Source organism: Phocaeicola paurosaccharolyticus JCM 15092 (assembly GCF_000613805.1).
GTDB lineage: Bacteria > Bacteroidota > Bacteroidia > Bacteroidales > Bacteroidaceae > Phocaeicola > Phocaeicola paurosaccharolyticus.
The window spans coordinates 1-20,728 of the sequence record NZ_BAJR01000034.1 but is presented as its reverse complement, the minus strand read 5'-3'; the positions used below and the strand labels follow the sequence as shown (position 1 = coordinate 20,728).

The window sequence follows — 20,728 nt, the reverse complement described above, 5'->3', positions numbered from 1 at the left end:
ATTCATTATTCTCTGCCGCCATTTACGCTTGTATTCCAACCGGCTTCTCTCCAGCGATTCAAAGCAGAAGCGGCAATGGCTGCAACTCTATTAGGTTTATTATATGTACCAGATAGTAGTTCGCTAGTTTGGTTGTTATTGTACAGTCTGACGACGTACTTTACCAATGTCTCATTTTGCCTGCATATATCTGCATAGATACGCAGGTACTCTTTTTTGCGTTGTGCATTTGGCATGTAAGCATCCTGTGTGGCCTTGATGGCGCACATATATATATTATAATAGTCTTTCCACCGTTCCTGATTATCAGGAGAACCACCTGCACCCAAAATGCGATCAATGTTTTTCTTGTAGTCATTTAGCTTGTTGGTAAGTTTTTCACCTTCCACTTTCCAAGCAATGTCTAATGCCCCTCCTTGACGGTCTGCTATATTCAATGCTTCAATTTTGGCTCGTTTTACCATTGCTGAGTCAAGAGATTCTGCCATCTCTACTTGGTTGTAAACATTCAAACCAGAGAGCGTTCTATATCCCAGTTTGTTCTTTTCACTGGCTGTTTTCTTATAGCTGTTATGTAGCAGCCAATAGTAATAGTCTGGTGTCAGTGTGCCAGAACCGATCTCCATTACTGTAACCTGGTTCATCTTTGATGCATCATGGCTGTAACTTACGCTCTGAGCCTGAGAAGTCAGAGCAATACAGCTAAGTCCGATAAGTCCATATAGTTTCTTCATTTTTTCTTTATCAATGCGTCGTGACTTGATCTTTTCCAACGATCCAAAGCATCATTGGTAATCTCAAGTTTTGACCTGTTTATATTGGTAGCTTCTTTCCAGTACCTCATGCGGAGGTGGATAAATTTCCATGTCTCGAAGTAGGCTCTATTCAAAGTGAGCTCAATGTTGTCAAGCGACATGTTGATGGATGCCATAGTCAACATTAGGTCATTGGTAGAACAGGCTGCTACACCTGTTGCATACAAAACCAAATCAGAAACAGATTTGTAGAGCTGTTTCCCTTCTCCATATACTCGCTCCAACATTCTCTTGTTTACACTGATAATCAGCGTATCTATCATTCTGATTTTCCCTCTCTTTATGATTTCCTCATTGTAATCCTCCAACAAGTTTTTGTAGTCACTGATTCTATCAGAGACATTGTTGTAGGTATCATACATATTCATCGAGGTACGAAGAGATTGATAGAGTACATCAATCACATCGAACGCTCTGGTATATTTGTCCAGTTCTACATTCAAATCTTTGTATTCTACGGCAGCCGTTTTACTATAGTCGTGTAATAGTTGATTACTCATTTCCAAAGTAGAACGAGCCAACAATAGGCTTCTTACCTGCTTATGGTCATTGATATATGCTTCCAATGCCGCAGGATCACTTTGTGCCCAGACAAAGGATGGTAGGGATAGAAGTGCAGTTAATACTAATCCGAATAGTCTATTCATGTTCTGGTTCCTCCTCTGATTTGATTGTCGGTGATGGATCTGGTTCTGTCATTTGACCGACAGGCTTTCTTCCTTCTTGTTTGGACCTATTACTGTTACCTGATTTTGCAGCTTCTGTGGCATTATTCATCCACCTTTCGAGACTTTCCTCCAAAATCGTTTGATGCCTTCCTTGTTCATCATTGATTCTTGGACCTATACGATTCCACACATCGGTAATATTCAAGCGATAGTACATCATCTTTTCAAGGCTCACCAAGTCAGCATAGATTTGAGTTAATCGGCTATCTATCTCACGTGCTACTTCCAAACGGTCAGAAGACCACAGCAAATGATAGGTATCTTCGGTGTTATCGGTATCAGCAGGTTCTGATTTGATGTACTCTGTACTTACTTTACAGTTCGGGTATTGACGAGCTATTTCAGAAACTCGGTTGTTGACTAGCTGCACTTTCTTTCGTTCATCATCATCAGGATTCAATTCAAGGATATCGACCACCTCGGTGTCTGTATATTCAGAGGTCAGTTGCCACGAAATCTGAATGATAGCTCGATGAATCTTGATACCTAAGAAATACTTTGGTTTTCGCGCGATTGAAACTGTCGCTGAAAAAGTTACAATACCTTTTATGTTTGGCATTGTTGCTTTTCTGCAGTAGGTATAACCTTCCCACCAACCATCCTCTTGCCAAGTCAGGTTATAGGCATTTTTACAGTCCTGCATGATTGCTGGGATTCTGTAATATTCGTCAGTCTGAACGGCATTATCTTGATTCGCTTCAGCTTTAGCCTGAGCGATTTCTTCAAGCTTCTTATTCCAGATATCCAATTCAGCTTGAAGCTCATTAATCTTTGCTTTATTGGCATTATATTTCTGTCTTAATGTAGCAGCTTGTTCTATGGTAGAAGATGCTATCTGCTTTATGATAGAGGCATTTTCTTTCTCCAAAGCATCTATCTGAGACTGGAGTAGAGTAGCGTGCTTCTTGGCATCCGATTCCATTTCATCCAATTCAGAAGTATCCAGTTGATCATTTCCTGTAAGAGTGGTTTGCATTACACATTCCTTGGTATGGGCATTCAATGAGCCACCACAGGTGCGACATTTATATTGAGTAGTACCTTCACCCAACGATACGCCATCGGTACAGGTTACAGAGATGATTACATTCTCACATCCTTTCAACTTGGAGGCATCAGAGGCTTGGTAGTAGTTCTTTGCATCTGTTCCAATGTAATAGGTGTAACCATCTTCATTGTCATTCAGCTCAGCCAACTTTACATTCATTTGAGCTCTGAATGTGTTCAAGTCCATCGAATACGAATCGAAGTACTCTTCATAGGATTCCTCTACAGTATTCCAACTTTTGGTAACAGTGATTGAATAGGCATAGGCTTTCTTACTCTGTTTGCCATTGGTTGTAATGATATAGGAACTTCTCCAGTAATCCATGTCGTAATTGAAACCATCTTTTGAGTTGTTCAACTGCGCAACTTTGCTTCTTGACCATCCTGCATAATTCTCAGAATTACGAAGTATCTGTTCCGTCTGAGTTGAATTAGGATAGAAATTGGCATCTTTTGTATCGAAACGTGTCCAATGTGGTCCATTGATAATATCGTCTTTTCCTGTAGGTGGTTCGTAATCACATAGAATGACAGAACCTGCATCACGTCGGTAGATATACCAACGTTGGGTGTAGTATCTGCCCAAAGACTCTTGATCATAATCAGTCAGCCAAGAAGTCATATTGTAATTGGCTACATTGAATAGCTGATTCACATCAGCCTGTCCACCCATAAGTCCTATGAGTGTTCCTCCAAGATTATTCTCCAGATTATTGAACATTCCATAGGAATTTTTTGCGATATTGAAGATTGCCGTAGCCTTGCTAGTCACATTACCATTAAAAGAGTTGTTACCGATAATTGAGCCTTCCGCATTTCCTGCTCCTGAACTAATCAGGCTTACACCTGTATTATAGAGTTGGTCAATATCACTGGCAAGATTTTCCTTGGTGAAGTTTCCACTCACATTGCTTAGATTGTCAATGAAACCTTTCCAATCCATACCTGCATTAGTTAAATCAAATATTGCTCGCACCTCCGGAGTTAATTCCAGAAATACAATATCCTTGAAAGAAAGACGGCTGTTGGTTACGACCGATTCAAACTGCATACATAGATTTTTGGTGTCATTACAAGTCTTCATCAGATAACTTCCCCAATACATCGCATTGGCAGGTTTCTTCAACATCAATCCCGAAACAGTCCAAATCTTCGGCATGATTTTCGCCGATACCATATTATAGATTCTGCGATAGTAATAGTTTTCTTCGGCAGATGCCCACAAACCTAAAGTGGTGAGGGCTTTTCTATCCATGTACTTGGATGAATAGATTCCTGCAACTGCAGCACTTGCTGTTTCGTAATGCTTCAAGATGTCCTGTACCTGATTGTTGTAATAGGATTCTGCAGCAGCTTCCGTTCCATACGCACCAGACATGGCAGCAATGGTTTTGGTATCGTAGTTGATACGATAGTATTGGGCTGACATACGCTGTATGCCAACCAATAATAGGACCACTATGAGTAGGAATCTATGCATTGCTAGTTTACGTTTTTGTGTTACTACTATACAACTAATATGCTATTATACGTTATTACTATATTACTACTTTAGGTAAGATTCAGCACTTTACCTTCATTATTCACCTTTTGTGCGAATGCTAAGGACTTATCAATGCCTGAAAGATTCCAGTCTTTGCAGTAGGCTTCGATAGCTTGCTGGTGTGTACAATGGAGTTCTTTCTTGTAGAGTTTCAAGGCTTCTTTTTCGGCTCTTTCGGTAGTATAGGTCATATAACATTCTCTTGGTTCTTCTACACCAAATACGCCACTGGTGGTTCCTCGACGTATGAAGACTTCTCGAAAGAAACTTCTTCCAGACTTATTCTCCAGGCGATTGATGGTGAAGATTTTCTTGCAATCTACATCGGTCAAACCAAGGATAGCCTTGATATTATCGAAGCGTTCCTTAAACTTGCTTTGGTCAAGGAGCATGACCACATCTGAATTGTTGATGATGGCTTCCTTGACAACAGGACTTCCGATGATGTCTTGAATCTCTTGAGTTACCACGCCCACGGATGCCCAAAACTTACGAGCTGTCTTGTAGAGATACTTGATATACTCAGCCATCAGCGGACTAGCTATCGCTTTCCACGCTTCCTCGATAACCAATACTTTTCGGTTCTTCTTGATACGCATTTTCTGTAGGAACACATCCATGATAATGAGCGTTACAATCGGGAAAAGCAATGGATCATCTTTGATAGCATCAATCTCAAATACAATGAAAGTTTCATCGAACAGTGAACCATCCATGTCTTCATTCAGAGTCTTGTCATGATTACCACCTCTATAGAAGTCTTTCATCATGTAGCGGTATGTAGAGATATCTACACCAGTCAAATTGTTCTCATGGCAGATATCAGGAATACGTTGCACCGAGTATTCATAGAATGTATTGAACGAAAGGGTTTCTACTTTGAGTTCCTTGCGTCTTGACTCTATTGAATCAATCTCTTTGTCGATACGTTGCTCTTGTTGTTCATCCGTTTCTTGATGATTGCGATTGTTGTTTCTATCATCCACCAAAAGACTTTGTCGTAAATCCTCTCGTTGTGGTGGCGTGAATCCATCAAATCCATTGAAATAGACATCGTAGTATTCGGTGATGACTTGATCTATCAACCGGTCTTCGGTCTTGCTGATGGTTGCCTGAGAACCTTTCCAAATGAGCAGTATCAGATTCTTCAAAAATCCTGTCTTCTCCACATTGAGCTCTTCTCGCTTGATACGGAAAGGGTTCATTGTAATTGGTTTCTCTTCAGTATAGCTGATATACTTACCACCAACATACTCACAAAGTCCTTCATAAGAGTTACCCGTATCGACCATTACTACATCGGTATTCTGCTCCCAAAGTTGTCGTACTACGCTGTTCATGTGGAAGGACTTACCGCTTCCGCTTGGCCCTAAACAGAAAAAATTACTATTGTCTGTCAGCTTGTTACGTCCTTCTTTACCAGTAATATCAATCGCCACGGGTACACCTTGACGGTCTGTGTAGCAAATTTTCAATGGTGTATCTTCACTATGCTGGATATTCTCCTTATAGAGAAGACAAGTGGCTGCGTCACTCAACGTTAGGAATCGATCGTAATCTTCACTCATTCCATAGCAGTTGCCAGGGAATGAATTCACGAACAATTCTAACTGGTTATAGGCACGTTTGCTGATATGGATGCCCATACGACCAAACTGATTTTCAAGATGATTAGTACATTTCTGAATATCCGTATCAATGTTTGTGCATACGACCAAGTTGTAATGGGTATAGACAAGCTGTTTGCTTTCTCTGGCGATGATTTCCTGTACTCGTTTGATGTCTTCCACTGCCATTTCATTAGATGGATTTGGAATGCTTGAATGGCGGTTTTTCTTCTTATCCAACAGGGATAACTCACGCTTTTGATTGGGCATGAATATCATCTGATTGTAGATGACTGTTTCTGCTCCGGGAATGCTATCAATATGAGAAAGCAAATCAACAGGCATGGAAGTGTTATTCACCTCGATATTGGAGAAAGGGCGCACCATACCCGGTAGGTTGGCGTAATCCACATCGACCAAGCTATATACTTTACAGCGTTTGTCGCCCATCTCGACACACTCATCATCAACCTTGAAATTGCTCATGGAGATAGTCTTGTCGGTAAAGTTCATGGCGAAGTAGCGGTCAACATATTCATTGGTCTGCTTCTTATTCAAGAACTCGGCTTTAACGCCACCATCTCGCAATTGGTCTTGTACCTTACGAATCTTGACCAAGAAATTTCTCCACTTCTTTGGATCGTAAGAGAACAGTCTGCTTTTCTTAGCTTCCTGTGTGATGACTAAGTAGCATTCGCTATCCGTATAGGTACGACCTGTAAAGTAGCGGAAGTAGGATTCTGACAAGAACTCCTTTGGGCTATCATCATCGGCTTCAAACTGCTTTCTGGTAAAAATATCCTGTTTATGGATGGCATAGCCTTCACCCAAAGTCTGTACTAAAGCGGAGAACAGATGGGTAAACTCATAATAGCTGTCAATATTGGCTGAATACTTTTGAACCGGATTGGTTAGTTTCAACACTGCTGAGTATTCTCCTGTTTTGGTATAGATTATGCCCACACCGTTAGTATCTTCCACGGAGAAATAGATATCCTGAAAGATTTTCTTGCGTTTGCCACCCGTTCCGAAGGCGGCTACAGAAAGAGCCATGCCTCCGAGAAGGGCGAAAAAGAATAATATTACGTATAGGGTCATTGATTTTATATTTTAAACTTATATCTCAATCTGACATCGCATCCAAGATGATGGTGTCAAGGGAATCCTCCCAATAACTTCTCCAATCATCAAGCATAAGATTGGTTGATTCTTTATACTCACCATTACAATCCTTATTGGAAGCGAAGAAAACGAAGATTTCATCACGAATCATATCACAGAATTGTTGAGCAACCGACTTTCGCTGGTCGTCGGACATGATTTTCAGATACTCTTTACAATCTTTTGTCTCAGGATAAAGAGTGATATAGATAAGAGTTCCGCTTTTATCATTAAAGCTAACACAGACTTTATCTGAATTGGCTGGTGAATGGGCTACAAGGCGGAATGATACTGGAAGAAGGGCTACATGCGCCTTACTCTTTCCTGGAATTTTAATGCTGACGATAAATGGTTTCATGACTTTTTCTTGTTTGGATTATTTGACTGGGTTGCTTCAGTCGAGGGCTTCCCCATGTATGAGTTCTGCATCACCTCTCTGAATACACTGATATTGGAAATGCACTCGATATCAAAATCGGTTTGCCATTCTGATTTGATGTAGTTCAAATTCATTGTCTTATTTCCATCGGCGAAAATGCTCTGATTGGGAAGTTCATCCAAATCATCATCTTCATAGCTGCCGGTGGCAATGAAGTAGAGGATGTCATAGTTGATGGATGCCAATAGATTCTTGGCAATTCTTTTCAACGATTTCTTATCTGTGTGACGTACAATTTCTTTCATGTCCTTGTCCGTTTCAATAGCAGTAGACATAATGAGTGAGCCATCGAGATTCAGAAAATTCAGCTTACATGTACCATCCTGGTCAAATGTAATTGCCATATCGAAAGAATCCGGTAACGTTGTAATACGTCGTCTTGAGCCATTTTTATCGTGTATTGTTTCTGCTAATACTAAATTCATGTATTTGTGTTTGTGAGTTTTAGAATAAATAAAATAATCTCAATTGAAGCTTGGCATATTGTTTGGATAATCCTCCTGCAATGATGCCATGGTCAAAGTCTATCATGTAAAATGATGTATTCGACTGCTCGGTAGAGGTGAGGTATTCACCTTTTGGATCTTTAAGCCCCAAGGCCATTAAAGGTTTGCCTTTGAATGGATGGAGGCTATAGTAGAACTTGGCCATTTCGGCCAACGATGGTACATAGCTTCCTGGTTGTTTCAGTGTCTCTTCCAACATGCTCTTTCTCGGCAAGGTTATTCCTGTCTGTGCCTGAGTAATGATATCGATAATTGAACTGGAAATAGTGAGGAGTTTATAGGTCAGCACTTCCCCTTGCTGATAACCCAAGGCACATCCTTCAGAATATGGCATCTTGGGTTTGTAGATAATAGTGTTCTCTTCTTCAATGCCATCTTCTTTACTTGGATTCAATACACCTTCTTTTCGCTTGCCATCTATGGTTGGATACATCATCTTACTTGTTATAGGCTTTTTGCTGAAACAATAACTTCCCATGGCATCTTGTAAAGCTATGGCTTTTCCATGCTTACCGTCGGTATCAATTATCAGTGCGATGGAATTGCTATCGGGTCTTTTACTGATATATCCTTCTTTTTGCAAGTAGTAACCGACTTTCACCGTATCTACCGCATTTATAGGTTGTGGCTCCAATAAGAGGCGTTTGCTTTCCACCCAACTACTTGTTATTGTCAGACCCTCTTTCCCTTTTCTTAGAATGAGCTGCGTTAAACTTCCAGCAGCTAATGGAGGCAATGTGGCTTTCACCGCATAATTGCGTTCATTGATTTTAGCAAAGAAGTTAACTACACCTTTCACATCCGTTGGAATCAGGTAGAAATCATAATTACGGCCATTGTTCAAGAGAATATCATGACTATTGGCTTTTATACCACCATTCATAACTTTTGAAATCCATAATCCTTTATAAGGTTTATACATTCCTTCGGTATAGATTTCGTCTCCAGATATTTGCAGACTGTTAAGTATATCACGTACATCATCACTTTCCATTTTAATACGAAGCTTGGCCATCGAACTTTGCATCTTCATCTTTACGTTTGTTGCGTTCGTAAAGTTTCGTTCGCTTTCAGTTGCAAAGAGTTGATCTTCAAATGGAGCTTTCATCTGTAGAGTATCCTGTACTTTTAATCCTTTATGGTAGGGAAAACAAGCATAAACCAAAGCCGTAGAGTCTGTTGTCGAAGCGTTTCTGTCTGCACAACCGTACTCACGCCCTTTTTTGATAAAGACTACACCACTTAATGCTGTACACTCTTCTTGAGTTGCATCGTTCAACTGAGCATATACACCCAATGATAGTGGCTCATTGAAGTTTTTGTCATCTTCAAAGCTGATAACGAAAGGCTTTTTAGCCTGCTCCCAATGAGCTCTTGTATGAGTGGCTGTATTCTGTGCCTGCATTCCGAGCTGTTTATTCTCAGAGCCACTGCAACTGCCTAAAAATGTCAGGATTATAAGGAATACGTAAATATGGGTCATAGCGAATAAATAAAGATAGGCTGCCTACAGAAGAACTACACAAGGTAAGTTTTCCTGTAGGAAGCCCATCGGGTTAGACATTTGTGTTTAATTGAATCTTTGTGTTCATTTTGTGTTTGTGTTGTTAGTTACGTTATACCTTCTTGGAGTGGGCATAGATGAAAACACCGTTGTCTTCTTTCTTGGAATGCAGACCTTTTTTCTGTTTCATAAATATGAAGGCTGCCCCGGTTCCCAATGAGACTACCAGTGCTATCAATCCAGCCACGAATCCAATTAAGCAGTAGGCTAAGATGAAACCGACAATAGCTCCACCAATAGCACCGGCTGCCCAATAGATGTAGCGACCCTGCACGCCCATAAATTCAAGAGGTTTTTGTAAACCCTTGAAAATAGGATAATCTTGATATTGCTCTTCGGTCATCGTTGTTCATGTGTTTAAATGAATACTCAGGATAATTTATTCCTGTTAACTTTATGCGCCTACGCCGAAGAACAATGGAAGTGCCTGAGCAGCAGCCACCAAGAAGATACAAGCACCAACAATCATCATGATTGATTTCTTGACATCCTGCTCTTCATTGTTCATTTTTATATAAACTGAGATTGCGCCCACAACCGCCACGATACCGGCAATTGCATAACAAAGTTTCACTACATACGGAATGTATTTAGCGATTTCTGTTGTCACTGTACCCAATGCGGTAGTACCAGCAGAGTAATCACCTGCTGCATTCTGGGCGAAAGCTGCTGTTGTACCTACGGCCAACATCAAGGCCATTGTTTTCATTCTCTGAGAAGAGCAAAGAGACTTTCCCATGCTCATAAATTTGTTTTTGATTTTCTGGATCATTCTTAACTTTTTTGGTTTGTGTATATACTCGTCTGGCCAGTTGAGTTTTTTTATCTAATTAGGTTCTCGTTTGTTGCGTTTTTGTTGCGCGTTTATATTTGATAGCCAAAGAAGGCTGGAAAAACGATGGATGCGCCAATCATAAACAGGCAGGCACCTATGAGTGTCATGATATCTTTGGTTACACCTTCTTCACCGACATTCATCTTAATATAGATTTGCATGACGGAGTAGATGGAGACGATTGCTGACACCGCATAAATAAGGTAGAGCGTGTAGAGCATCATGGTCACAACATAGTCGTGTGCCTGCGCCAACCCATCTGCACCCCAACTGTAATCTACATTTCCGCACTTGGCTGATAGTCTTTGGACGGCTGTCAATGCAAATCCGATGGTCAGTAATCGAAGACTTGGTTTATAATTCATTCCTTGTTGTCTTTAGCAGGTTGCCTGGTACAGTATCAATATTCATGAGTGCAGTTATAAATTCGCTGCTCTCAAATTCTTTTGAATGTTCAGGTTTGATTTCTTCCATACCTTCTTTGTACAAAGTGATGATGGCGTGGTCGGCTTGCGTTGGAGCATTAATATTTTCGTCCGCTTCTTCTTGAGATTCGATTGTCTCGTTGTGGTTTTCAGCTTCAGCTTCAATTTCGGTTTCCTTTTCATCAGGGTCGGAAGAGAAACTGAATCCGTCACCTTTCTCTCTGACTTCTGTAATCATTTCCTCTGTTTCCTCGGTAGTAAATTCAAAAGTTTCTTGTTTGGAGGTTTGCTGGTCTTTCTTACCATACAAATCTCGTCCAATCATCCAGGCATAATAGATTACATAGATGATGGTTAGCACTGTGGCAAATACTCCAAATACGCTCATATTTCTTTGTTTTCGTGTTTGTGTTATTAAAAATCTGCTGCAAAGGAATAGCTGTTTTTGCGTATAAAGAAACATAGCTACCTTTTGAACCGTTCTTTTAACTGCATTTCAGTAAATAGATAAAATCACACTCTGTTTTCATACTCAAAGAGATGGGATTAAGGCATAAAAAAAAGCCCTTCGATGATGAAGAGCTTTATTATTAGGGTTTTAATAAAATAATGGTGAGTGTGCCGAGTATGAATTTACTTCTTTCGCCACGACTTTTTCTGGAGATAGGTACTGACGTTTTGGAAATCGGCATATCTTTCTGATGCATCAACGACGTGTCTGTCAGCAAATGCACCTTGAATTGTTTCAGTAATGGCTCTGCCTGTTTTATCATTATTGAGATAACAATAGATATGGGAGTAAGCATTAAGGTTGGGTAATGCCTTGCTTATTAACGATGGCGAGTTTAGAATATATGTGTCGGCAAACTTCTCGACAAGAATCTCTGTTTCCCCATGTGCCAAAAGGGTTTTATAAGAAAGAAAATCGATGAAGTCGGTGAATATACAGCACGAAGAGGTAATCACATTTGGATTCATACGAACAATTGAGATAGCTAATGGTAGCATGTGTCCACTATAGATATTACTTCTCAGTTCATAACCTCCATGTATGTTGGGAAAAGCAACAGCCTGACAGTCTCTATCATTGAAGCGAAAGCTAATCTGCTTGCAATACTTGTCGGCAATGGCGATATCTATGTTTCTTGAGGTAAAGTAGGCTATATCCTTGATACTTTTCAATTCTTTAATGGTTACAAACTTGACAGATTCTTCCAGTCCAGTAAGAGAGAGTATATCGAATTTAGTTGGTGGCACAGCCGGTGCGACCTCGTCTATCTTGTCCAAAAGGAATGGCATGATGTCTGTCTGATACAGTTGCTTGGCCAATTCAATTATATTTCCACCTTTATCTGTACCTTGGTCAAACCAAATATTATTATTTACATCTACGATAAATGAGGGTACTTCTTCTTTGCGGAAGGGGGAGTGATACCAAAGGCGGTTGCCATTAGTTTTTACGGGTTCCATTCCTAACTTCATTAGGAATTTCTCTAGCTTGATACGCTTTGCTTGTTCAATATTCATCTGAAATATTATTTTGATTAGAGTTTGATGGCTTATTTATAGGAAAGGATTCTGTACGGAGCTCATCCAAAATTTCTATAGGATGGGATTCAATCCATTTTTCCAAATCTTTACGTTTGATGAGTATGGTTTTACCATTGGGCTTGTGATAACGTATCTTTTTCCTGGCTGTAAGATGATAGATGGTTGATTCGGTATAACCTGTATAATCACTTACTTCCTTTATAGTCAAGTAGTGTTTTTTGAGAAAGAATTTATACTCCATCAGCTTGATTCTCTCCTTGATTTGCTGAAGTTCAATCTTGAGTTCATTCAGCGTTTTTTCTATTTCTATTTGATTCATTTGCTGTGTTTTGATAAGTAGTCATTTACATCGTTGTATTCAAAATAGCGAAGAGACTGGTCACGAACCTCTCGATTGAGTGCAACTTTGAGTTTTTCGGTAGCTTTACGACCTGCTGCATCATTATCCAGATAGCAATGGATGATGTCGTAACCATTCAATACTTCCAGGGCTTTCATGACATTTGAAACGGAATTCAGAATGATGCAATCCATTGGGAGTGGCATTGTCAACAGCTCATCGTGTTGCAACCGAGCGGTCTCGTAGGCTAAAAAATCAAAGAAGCCTTCAAAAACACAACACTCCATGGTTTGTTGACCGTTGGTCTGTAGGATAAGCGAAATATCTTTACCGCCGATACAGCGTTTGACATATTTGTTTCGAACTTCCATGCCACCACACATATTGAGAAAAGCAATTCCGTAATAGCTCTTACCACTGGTCAAGGTGTAGTGAACCTCTTGACAATATTTCAAGGCTACCATTACATTTATATTTCTGCTATAGATGTAAGCGAGAAGATAGCAGTTGCTGATTGGCTTTACGCAATCAATCTTTGTATCATCTTTATGGGATATGTTTTGATGCGTAAAAGGCTGATAACTTTGTTGTGGACTTTGGTTTGTCTCACTATAGTTAGATAATGCAACGAGAACTTGGTGCATGGTCATATCAGGATTTAGCAGTTGAACCAAGTTAATGATGTTACCGCCACGTGCCAAAGCAAAGTCATACCAAAGATTGGTACTGCTGTTTACTTTGAACGATGGATTTTCTTCTTTATGCAGAGGTGATAGGAACCAATAGTTGCTTCCAATCTTCTTGTGGGATTGATAACCCAAATCGGTGAGGTATTCCACCAGACTGATATCTTTTATTTTATCTATAGTCATAATGCTATATTTTTTGAGCGATAGGTATAGTTTACTATATATATACCCGATTAAACTTAAACCTTAAACTCGTTATTTACTTGTTTCATTTTTGATAATCTCAGGGTTGTAATGATAGCCTGCGTCATCTTTTGTAATAATGGATTTCTCTGATAGAAGCTTTAGTAATTCTTTCGTGGCATTAGTCCCTTTTTTATAGCCTTTTTGGGCATAGAACTCATTTAGGGCTTTTACCATATCTACGTATTTTTCAGGAGTACGTTGACTGAATAGCTCATCCAAAACTTCTTTGTGAACATTCTCAGGCAATGACGTGAGGGGCATATCCTTTGGTTTACACACCGTAACATGATAGCCTTCTTCCAAAACAGGAAGTGCATTGCTATCGATGTGAAAGGCAAATGGATAGAACTCTTTGTCTCGCATGTGCATCGGACGAACTTCACTGATATCAGTGTTCTGCTTGTCCTTACTGACAATCAATACCGTTTCAGCCTTGTTTTCTAACTCTGTTCCAATATGCCCACGAGTATTGCTGTCATTCTTATTGAGGTGGAGTACGCAATGGATATGCAAATCGTAACTGCTTGTCCAGGACATTAACATTGTCATCACGTCGGTTGCTTCCTTGGCATTGTTGATGTCGTACATCAAATCTCTCAATCCATCGATGATAACCAACCCGTATCCTTCGCTTTTTCTGAGTGCATAATCAATTAGGCTTATACGAAGACTGGGAGTGTATTCTCTCAGACCAATAAAAGTGATATTCTCGGTATCTGTGTTGGTTGGCAGTCCTGCCAGTTTAAGGATCCGTTCATGGACATTCCTACAATGGTAACGGCTTTGCTCGGTATCGAAGTAGAAAATCTTTCGCTTTCCCGATGGCAAGCAGGCTCGATAATTCAGTACCGTGCCATTTATTAGTGCAGCTGCAACCATAGCCGATACGTTGAATGTCTTTTTACTTTTGGCTTTACCGGTCGAAGCACTGAAGTTACCAAAGGTGGCAATGGTGCAATCTCCAACCCAAAGAATCTGTGGCGGTTTCTCTAATTTCTCAGAGACTTTTATCATCCCTTTATTCAAGAAATGTTCCAACTGCGCATCGGAAAAATCGCTATTGAAAAGCATCTGCATTTCTTGGATGTTGTTCTGCACCACCAGATTATCAGGTTTATTATTTGTTTTTCTCCTTGCCATCTTTTTGTTTTGAATGTTTTTGAGTCGTCTTGCTGTTTGTTGAGACATGAATGGTTGATTTTTCGAGCAACTCCTGTAGTTGGTCATCCGTCAGCATATAGTCTTTACTCTTTTTGTTATACTTCATTGGATTGGATATTCTGAGTTATTACAGGACAGTGGTCTTGGCGCATCCATTCATCTAACTCTTTCTTGGCAAAGTACACCATCTTTCCTTGCGGCTTGTAATATGGAATCTTAGATTTACAGGTGAGCTTATATAGTTGCGAAAGAGAAATGCCGATATAGTTGGCAGCCTCTTGAGAAGTAAGCGTATCTTTGGCTGCATACAACATATTCTCAATCTTCAAGAGACGTTTATTGATTTCGCTGGCTTCAAGTGGGTTCAACTCACTAATAGCCATTTCTAATTCATCCATTCTCTTGCAGAGTATCTTTTGATTTATTCTTTGCTTCTCCATTTTTGATCCTTATTTTATTTGACACTAGGTGTTTGTACCACCAATTCTGAATCGATTCGGCGACAAAGTTACAGTCGTTGTTTCGAGTGCAGATAACAAGCAACCATACCTCTTAAGATGTATGATGAGAAGTATGCTTTTTTGTTTTCGCTTGTTTGTCTATTCTTCTTTTACTTTCAGTTGTTTGATGAATTCTTCAAAGGGGAGATATTTAACTCCATGTGAACTTTTGAAGGAGGATAGTGCATTTTTCAGATTCTCACGAGTAAGTGATTTACCAGTAGATTTAGAACAAATCATTTGTTTGTCGGCAATCACTTTCTGCCAAGGATACACCAAATATTGTTCGTCTCTCAGATAATTCAAAAAACAGGCTACCAAACCATTATGATTGGCGATTAGAGGTGTTTCCAAAGTACCAGCAAATAGGGCTTTAAATTCTTCTTGGCTTACTTTCTTTTTAAATAGATCTTGCTTATTGGCAAAGTCTGTAATGAGTTCTATTTGTTGATCGGTGAAGTAACCCAATACTTGTGGCTTGGATGTGGAAGGAGAATTTTCAGGTTCTTGTGTGTTGAATCTATGAAGCATTAGTTCACAGTCTTCCTGCGTGAATTGATCTTTGGTAAAGTACTCTTTCACCAAATCCATACGCTCTGTCAACAGTTCATAAATAGCAGTGATTTTTTTGATGTGTAATTGAGCTTCTGCTTCGCTTTCAATCTCAATGTAGGAATGTAGATTGGCGAAATCATTGGCAAAACGACGGTGGAGTTTGCCTTCTTGCAATACCTCTTGTTGATACACTTTGTAGGCTTCCTCAAGGAGCGCATACATTTCATTTTTCACTAGAGGTCTCTTTGTGTTCTTCTCTTGTTTGCTACTGATTGTGAACAAAAAGAGAGAGACCGGATCGATTGTAGTTTCGGTTCATAACTTTTCTTTTTGTTAATAATTTCACATAAAAAAACCCAAGATGGAGTCTTTGGGGGATTTCAAGATGGGCTGTTACTGGGTTTCAAATTAGCTATGTCGCTAATAGGCTTACAGTAAATAATTCGCAAAGATAATGCTTAACTATGCAACCAATCTACACTGTTACATAGAAATTTTATAATTTTGACTTTCTTGTATGATTTATATGGAATTTGTAATCTCCACATTCTGGTATATCGATGTCAATAATACAATTACCTCTTTGACGAAGATTTCGGCGGATTGTCTCTATTTCTAGGTCTTTAAGTTCTATAGGGAAGCACACTTTTATGAATGTGGCACACTTGTTTCCATTCCATCCAAGTCGTTTGCCTACATTCCATATCATGTGTCTCAAATCTAATGTAGATAGTCTTCCATCGGTAATAACAGGAAGCAATATATAGCCTTTGGTATTGTCCCACTTATCTATGTTTTGAATCAATTTTTCCATTTCGTTCTCTTGAATGTAGGGGCAAAGACTTATTCTCAGATAATCTCCAATGGCTTTTTTTGTTTCTTGAATGATTTCTTCTCGTTCTTTTTCCTTGGTCTTCAATATCTCTTGATAATTGAAAGCTTCATGAATAACTTTCTCAGCCACTGCTTCTTTTCTCTTATGATTCCTGATGGTATAGAGACAGAGAATAACTCCAATCATAAGAACGATGAGCGTACATTCGTTTCTGTATGATGTGAACAGAATACTTGTTTTCTGATAATACCATTGAATAATATGATTGTCTCCAAAGAATAGAGGCAGGATGAGAATTACAAACACACTTACAATGTTTGTAAGGATGGTATAAAAGAATTTCTCTCTAAACTTATTAGTCATAAATACTTTGAATTATTATTTATTTTCGACTGCAAAGTTAGAGAGAAAACTCTTAATTAGTAATAGTTAGACTGACTGATACACAATATCTTAACTATCTTTACAAAACGCCAAAAGTGATATTTTGCTGTTGTTTTTATTTCTTTTATCTGATTGTTTTTTCACATGTTTGGCTCTTGTTTTCCATTGTCGGTAACGTGATAGACACAAATAGAAATTACTACTAAACACTTGTTAACATTACTTCTTGCGTAATAGCTTACTTCTATCAGTCGGTGTATTCTTTCCGGCACGTTTAGATAATGCTGCGTTCATTTCTTCGGGTGTCAATGGTACTTCAGTTGTTCGTCCGGATTCTGCCCACTTAATCAGCTCATCTTTAAAAAAGATATAGCTTTTACCTTTCTTCGTGGCTGGAATCGAGCGGTTCTGTAGGTGATAATACATTGTCCCTTTCTTCATCTTTAGAAATTCACAGGCTTCATCAATATTCATAGGAATGTGTTCTGAAGCACGAGATGGATTCTTCTTGATGTCTTCATACAGTCTGTTGAAACTAAGCTCCAATCCTGAAATCTTATCCAATAATTGTGCTACTACTTTGGGCAAGTCATTAAATGTTATTTCTTCTGTTGTCATACTTATAATATTTTTGAATTACTGGTGCAAAGGTCAGCTATGATTCAATGCTGACCTTCGATTACTCTAGTAAGTGAACCGTAAGCATCAGTAATTAGGGTCATTATTCATTTTCATTTGTATCTTCTTCCTTCAACTTAATTTTGTTGGCAGCTTCTCTCGTTTTGGGCGAAGCATGCGCTACATAAATCTGGGTAGTGGAGACGTTCTTGTGTGCCAACAAATGCTGAACGGTATAGATGTCAGTACCTAATTCCATTTGCAATGAGGCGTAGGTGTGCCGAAAACAATGAAATGTGATGTGTTTTTTTATACCCGAATCCTTTAGCCATCTCCTCATTTCATTATTGCTCATTTCTTTTGTGAATCCAGCAAAAACAGGTTTGTCTGTCTCTGGTTGAATCAGTTCATAGGCTTCATTACTGATTGGAACAACAGTTTGTACCTTGGTCTTCTGACAAATGAAATCCAAATACCGACCACCATCCGCATATTTGCGGACATTCTCCCATGTTAAGTTGATAATATCGCTTCGGCGAAGTCCTGTCAAACATGAAAAAATTACAGCTTTCTTCATGACCTCAATAGAACAGGGCGTATTATAAAGGCTTCTTAATTCTTCAAGTGTTAAGCTTTCCTTTACAGTTGGAACCCACTTGATATAATCAAGGTAGTCCACAATCTTTTCTTTGATTCGTCTCTCACGATAAGCCAGATTGAGAATATTTCTGAAAATGATCCAATAGTCGGCAGCAGAATTTCTATTTAGCGGTTTTCCCGTTGAGAGACTTTTCGCTTTCATCAGATAATCCATGAATTTACGGCAGAACTCAACGTCTAACTCTTCAAAGGAACATTCGCCATGGCAGAATGCACTGAAGTGCTTGAGGGAAGACAACCATTTGTTGTGCTTGGTTCTGCTTACTTCTTCAAAATAATCCAAGAAACTCTCCTTATTCTTGTTATTACTAAAGAAATCATATTTCTCATTGATTATCTCAGAATAGACATTGCATCTGATTGCTTCTGCTTTCTCAATCATTAAAGCGTTATACTCCTTTTCTCTGGGTGTTTTAGGCTCTGAATAGATGTATATACCTAATGAACGACGACGTATAAGTTCCATCGTTTTGGGGTCTCTGTAGCCCGGATAGAATTCCAGAAACAGAGAATGCGTGCCATTGCGCCTGGCTCGACTTCTTAGTGTAACTGTCTTACATTGCTGCATTTTATATTTGTTTTTGAATTATTGTTTTCTGGTGCAAAAGTCTTAAATGCTCCTATGCTGACCTACCATTCACTTTTATCATTCCTGGTTAATCGTCAGTAATTGGCAGTAATTCGCTGTTTTGAGCTCTTTCAGCCATATATTCATCTATTTCTGTCTTTAGAAGATAGACTTGTTGCCCGCACTTTACTTTGGTAACTTTCTTTTTATTAGAGTAGTAGAATACCATGTCCTTGGTCAATTCATACTTGTCCATGACTTCTTGAACAGAGTAGTAATTTTCTTTGCCATTAAAGACCAGATGTTTGACTTTGTCTATATGTTCCTTTGAGTAGAATATTTTGCCAAATTCAGCCTTGGTCGGAATTTTATGACGATGGGTAAATGAACGGCGGGCTACGGGGGTCATTTTATATTGCTTTTCCATTTCCTCTGGAGTAATCCATTCTTTGACACCATCATTAATTTGTGAGGATCCGAACAAAGCCAATACACTTGGTATCTCAAAGAAGTTGAATCCTTTCAGTGATATTTTGGGTATTCTTGCCTCTCTCGTCAGTTTTTGAACATGCCTGATATTGATAGAGTACTTCTTGCTTATTTCCTCTGTCGAAAAATAGCCATCAGGAGTTTCAGGAGCTTCAACATTACCAGTCTTATTCTTTATTACCACTTTTGGATGAGAATTATTGGCAAAATTGAATTTACCAGTCTTCTCGTCTCGCTCAATGTCGCCAAACTTTCCTTTTATTATTTGTTCATCAAACTCCGATCTGAAAATCATAGTGAACTTACCGCGCTTTTCTGTCTTTATTTTCTCTTGACGGATTTGATAGCTGATTTGATCCACAGACAAACCATACTTTTCTATTATTTCATCATAAGTGTACCAGTTTGTATCGATATCATTACCTCTGCGTTTATAATTGTCAATATGGACTTTTGAATAGTAGACTAAACGGCCACGAGTTATTCTTGGAATCTTATTTCGATAAACAAAGGTCAGCACATTCTGTTTTGACATGCATAGTTTCTCCATTAGTTGCTCGGTCGTATAATAGTTGGCCAAGTCAATTTCTTCTATCAACTCGGCAAAATGAGCATCGACATATACTTTTTTGAAGAAAACGTTTCTGCCATCATAAACCTTGGGAATGCTGCATCGTTCGCAACGAGACAATATAGCTTTTTTCCCTATATGATACTTTTCACTGATGTCTCGGATTGTATAGTACTCACTATCTTCCTTTTTCTTACTGAATGCGATCCTTTTTTTATACTCAGACGCATTATCAAAGGTCTTCTCAATGTCGGATTTTCGGATGATAGTAAGCCCCTTAAATTGCACTGCTTTTATAACTCCAGCGAGTGCATACCTATATATGGTAGCACGACTCACTCCAAGCAGTTTTGCTGCTTGAATTGGGCTAAGATATTCCGCATTAGGGATAGAATACTCAGTTGACGACTCCAAGTCATTTTGGAGCTCTTGATATTCTTGCTGAATACTTTTCTTCTTACGTACCCTTGTTGCCTTTGCGTTGCACGCTTTGGAACAGTACAGCGTTGCCATTCGGTGCGCAATGAACTGATTTCCGCAGCATTTACAGTGCTTTATTATTTCCATCGAGGTATCTGTTTAAGTCTACACTTTTGTCTCATAGCGTCTCATAGCGTCTCACAGCGTCTCACGCTTGTGCCGTGAATTACAAATGGCGCAGAGTTGTGATTCTCACAGCGTCTCACTTGTTCCTTCTATCACAATTTTCTCTTAGCTGTTGCTCGTATTTGAGCGAGAGGAATGAAACTTGGGCCAAAAATAAGCTGAAACTTTTGTTCCAACAAATACCAATTATGAAGTGTTAAAAAAATAACCCACTCATTATGAGCAGGTTATTCGCAGTTATTTTAAAATGTTTTAAGTTGTTGGATATGAGTTACTTGCCAATAC

The 20,728-nt window shown here is 39.1% G+C and carries 22 protein-coding genes; all 22 read right to left on the bottom strand.

Annotated features, from left to right (window positions below; translation table 11 throughout):
- Window positions 1-5 precede the first annotated feature (5 nt).
- The 22 genes from JCM15092_RS12175 to JCM15092_RS12075 all read right to left on the bottom strand — a co-directional run bounded on the left by JCM15092_RS12175 (window position 6) and on the right by JCM15092_RS12075 (window position 20,404).
- Window positions 6-734, bottom strand: coding sequence for a DUF5045 domain-containing protein (locus JCM15092_RS12175; protein WP_024994909.1), 729 nt, complete (start codon window positions 732-734; stop codon window positions 6-8).
- Window positions 731-1,462: a hypothetical protein gene (locus tag JCM15092_RS12170; RefSeq protein WP_024994908.1), complete on the bottom strand. Its 732-nt coding sequence runs from the start codon at window positions 1,460-1,462 to the stop codon at window positions 731-733. The genes JCM15092_RS12175 and JCM15092_RS12170 overlap by 4 nt, the downstream gene beginning before the upstream one ends.
- Window positions 1,455-4,070, bottom strand: coding sequence for a coiled-coil domain-containing protein (locus JCM15092_RS12165; RefSeq protein WP_024994907.1), 2,616 nt, complete (start codon window positions 4,068-4,070; stop codon window positions 1,455-1,457). Before JCM15092_RS12165 ends, JCM15092_RS12170 begins: the two co-directional genes overlap by 8 nt.
- Window positions 4,071-4,141: 71 nt before the next feature.
- Window positions 4,142-6,838, bottom strand: coding sequence for a TraG/VirB4 family ATPase (locus tag JCM15092_RS12160; protein ID WP_024994906.1), 2,697 nt, complete (start codon window positions 6,836-6,838; stop codon window positions 4,142-4,144).
- 25 nt (window positions 6,839-6,863) lie between these two features.
- Entirely contained in the window at window positions 6,864-7,259 is a 396-nt protein-coding gene (locus tag JCM15092_RS12155) for a hypothetical protein (protein WP_024994905.1), read from the bottom strand.
- The gene (locus tag JCM15092_RS12150; protein ID WP_024994904.1) at window positions 7,256-7,765 is read right to left on the bottom strand and encodes a hypothetical protein; all 510 of its coding nucleotides are present in this window, start codon (window positions 7,763-7,765) and stop codon (window positions 7,256-7,258) included. The genes JCM15092_RS12155 and JCM15092_RS12150 overlap by 4 nt, the downstream gene beginning before the upstream one ends.
- Window positions 7,766-7,784: 19 nt before the next feature.
- A complete protein-coding gene (locus JCM15092_RS12145) occupies window positions 7,785-9,329 on the bottom strand; it encodes a fimbrillin family protein (protein WP_024994903.1) in 1,545 nt (514 codons plus the stop codon).
- 133 nt (window positions 9,330-9,462) lie between these two features.
- Window positions 9,463-9,753 (bottom strand): DUF4133 domain-containing protein, encoded by a 291-nt coding sequence (locus JCM15092_RS12140; RefSeq protein WP_024994902.1) that lies wholly within the window; start codon window positions 9,751-9,753, stop codon window positions 9,463-9,465.
- Window positions 9,754-9,804: 51 nt separating this feature from the next.
- Entirely contained in the window at window positions 9,805-10,182 is a 378-nt protein-coding gene (locus JCM15092_RS12135) for a DUF4134 domain-containing protein (protein WP_024994901.1), read from the bottom strand.
- Between the two features lie 92 nt (window positions 10,183-10,274).
- Window positions 10,275-10,610 (bottom strand): DUF4134 domain-containing protein, encoded by a 336-nt coding sequence (locus JCM15092_RS12130; RefSeq protein ID WP_024994900.1) that lies wholly within the window; start codon window positions 10,608-10,610, stop codon window positions 10,275-10,277.
- Complete coding sequence (locus tag JCM15092_RS16675) at window positions 10,600-11,058, bottom strand: hypothetical protein (protein ID WP_024994899.1); 459 nt, start codon at window positions 11,056-11,058, stop codon at window positions 10,600-10,602. Before JCM15092_RS16675 ends, JCM15092_RS12130 begins: the two co-directional genes overlap by 11 nt.
- A 245-nt stretch (window positions 11,059-11,303) precedes the next feature.
- A complete protein-coding gene (locus JCM15092_RS12120; protein WP_024994898.1) occupies window positions 11,304-12,197 on the bottom strand; it encodes a DUF8464 domain-containing protein in 894 nt (297 codons plus the stop codon).
- Complete coding sequence (locus JCM15092_RS16005; protein ID WP_024994897.1) at window positions 12,187-12,540, bottom strand: helix-turn-helix domain-containing protein; 354 nt, start codon at window positions 12,538-12,540, stop codon at window positions 12,187-12,189. Before JCM15092_RS16005 ends, JCM15092_RS12120 begins: the two co-directional genes overlap by 11 nt.
- Window positions 12,537-13,433: a toprim domain-containing protein gene (locus JCM15092_RS12110; protein ID WP_024994896.1), complete on the bottom strand. Its 897-nt coding sequence runs from the start codon at window positions 13,431-13,433 to the stop codon at window positions 12,537-12,539. The genes JCM15092_RS16005 and JCM15092_RS12110 overlap by 4 nt, the downstream gene beginning before the upstream one ends.
- Window positions 13,434-13,505: 72 nt before the next feature.
- Window positions 13,506-14,636, bottom strand: a complete 1,131-nt coding sequence (locus JCM15092_RS12105; protein ID WP_051532555.1) for an AAA family ATPase — start codon at window positions 14,634-14,636, stop codon at window positions 13,506-13,508.
- Window positions 14,614-14,763 carry a hypothetical protein gene (locus JCM15092_RS17260; RefSeq protein ID WP_159101403.1) on the bottom strand — a complete coding sequence of 50 codons (150 nt, stop codon included), beginning with the start codon at window positions 14,761-14,763 and terminating at the stop codon, window positions 14,614-14,616. Before JCM15092_RS17260 ends, JCM15092_RS12105 begins: the two co-directional genes overlap by 23 nt.
- Window positions 14,753-15,097: a helix-turn-helix domain-containing protein gene (locus tag JCM15092_RS12100; protein WP_024994894.1), complete on the bottom strand. Its 345-nt coding sequence runs from the start codon at window positions 15,095-15,097 to the stop codon at window positions 14,753-14,755. Before JCM15092_RS12100 ends, JCM15092_RS17260 begins: the two co-directional genes overlap by 11 nt.
- Before the next feature lie 159 nt (window positions 15,098-15,256).
- Complete coding sequence (locus JCM15092_RS12095) at window positions 15,257-15,946, bottom strand: hypothetical protein (protein WP_148296663.1); 690 nt, start codon at window positions 15,944-15,946, stop codon at window positions 15,257-15,259.
- Between the two features lie 262 nt (window positions 15,947-16,208).
- Window positions 16,209-16,910, bottom strand: a complete 702-nt coding sequence (locus JCM15092_RS12090) for a hypothetical protein (RefSeq protein ID WP_024994892.1) — start codon at window positions 16,908-16,910, stop codon at window positions 16,209-16,211.
- A 240-nt stretch (window positions 16,911-17,150) separates the two neighbouring features.
- A complete protein-coding gene (locus tag JCM15092_RS12085) occupies window positions 17,151-17,549 on the bottom strand; it encodes a helix-turn-helix domain-containing protein (protein WP_024994891.1) in 399 nt (132 codons plus the stop codon).
- A 103-nt stretch (window positions 17,550-17,652) separates the two neighbouring features.
- On the bottom strand, window positions 17,653-18,777 hold the full coding sequence (locus tag JCM15092_RS12080) for a tyrosine-type recombinase/integrase (RefSeq protein WP_024994890.1): 1,125 nt from the start codon (window positions 18,775-18,777) through the stop codon (window positions 17,653-17,655).
- Between the two features lie 88 nt (window positions 18,778-18,865).
- A complete protein-coding gene (locus JCM15092_RS12075) occupies window positions 18,866-20,404 on the bottom strand; it encodes a helix-turn-helix domain-containing protein (RefSeq protein WP_024994889.1) in 1,539 nt (512 codons plus the stop codon).
- Window positions 20,405-20,728: the final 324 nt, after the last annotated feature.

Coding starts and splice junctions, on each gene's coding strand:
- JCM15092_RS12175 (WP_024994909.1), bottom strand. CDS start 734: ATGAAGAAACTATATGGACTTATCGGACTTAGCTGTATTGCTCTGACT.
- JCM15092_RS12170 (WP_024994908.1), bottom strand. CDS start 1,462: ATGAATAGACTATTCGGATTAGTATTAACTGCACTTCTATCCCTACCA.
- JCM15092_RS12165 (WP_024994907.1), bottom strand. CDS start 4,070: ATGCATAGATTCCTACTCATAGTGGTCCTATTATTGGTTGGCATACAG.
- JCM15092_RS12160 (WP_024994906.1), bottom strand. CDS start 6,838: ATGACCCTATACGTAATATTATTCTTTTTCGCCCTTCTCGGAGGCATG.
- JCM15092_RS12155 (WP_024994905.1), bottom strand. CDS start 7,259: ATGAAACCATTTATCGTCAGCATTAAAATTCCAGGAAAGAGTAAGGCG.
- JCM15092_RS12150 (WP_024994904.1), bottom strand. CDS start 7,765: ATGAATTTAGTATTAGCAGAAACAATACACGATAAAAATGGCTCAAGA.
- JCM15092_RS12145 (WP_024994903.1), bottom strand. CDS start 9,329: ATGACCCATATTTACGTATTCCTTATAATCCTGACATTTTTAGGCAGT.
- JCM15092_RS12140 (WP_024994902.1), bottom strand. CDS start 9,753: ATGACCGAAGAGCAATATCAAGATTATCCTATTTTCAAGGGTTTACAA.
- JCM15092_RS12135 (WP_024994901.1), bottom strand. CDS start 10,182: ATGATCCAGAAAATCAAAAACAAATTTATGAGCATGGGAAAGTCTCTT.
- JCM15092_RS12130 (WP_024994900.1), bottom strand. CDS start 10,610: ATGAATTATAAACCAAGTCTTCGATTACTGACCATCGGATTTGCATTG.
- JCM15092_RS16675 (WP_024994899.1), bottom strand. CDS start 11,058: ATGAGCGTATTTGGAGTATTTGCCACAGTGCTAACCATCATCTATGTA.
- JCM15092_RS12120 (WP_024994898.1), bottom strand. CDS start 12,197: ATGAATATTGAACAAGCAAAGCGTATCAAGCTAGAGAAATTCCTAATG.
- JCM15092_RS16005 (WP_024994897.1), bottom strand. CDS start 12,540: ATGAATCAAATAGAAATAGAAAAAACGCTGAATGAACTCAAGATTGAA.
- JCM15092_RS12110 (WP_024994896.1), bottom strand. CDS start 13,433: ATGACTATAGATAAAATAAAAGATATCAGTCTGGTGGAATACCTCACC.
- JCM15092_RS12105 (WP_051532555.1), bottom strand. CDS start 14,636: ATGGCAAGGAGAAAAACAAATAATAAACCTGATAATCTGGTGGTGCAG.
- JCM15092_RS17260 (WP_159101403.1), bottom strand. CDS start 14,763: ATGAAGTATAACAAAAAGAGTAAAGACTATATGCTGACGGATGACCAA.
- JCM15092_RS12100 (WP_024994894.1), bottom strand. CDS start 15,097: ATGGAGAAGCAAAGAATAAATCAAAAGATACTCTGCAAGAGAATGGAT.
- JCM15092_RS12090 (WP_024994892.1), bottom strand. CDS start 16,910: ATGACTAATAAGTTTAGAGAGAAATTCTTTTATACCATCCTTACAAAC.
- JCM15092_RS12085 (WP_024994891.1), bottom strand. CDS start 17,549: ATGACAACAGAAGAAATAACATTTAATGACTTGCCCAAAGTAGTAGCA.
- JCM15092_RS12080 (WP_024994890.1), bottom strand. CDS start 18,777: ATGCAGCAATGTAAGACAGTTACACTAAGAAGTCGAGCCAGGCGCAAT.
- JCM15092_RS12075 (WP_024994889.1), bottom strand. CDS start 20,404: ATGGAAATAATAAAGCACTGTAAATGCTGCGGAAATCAGTTCATTGCG.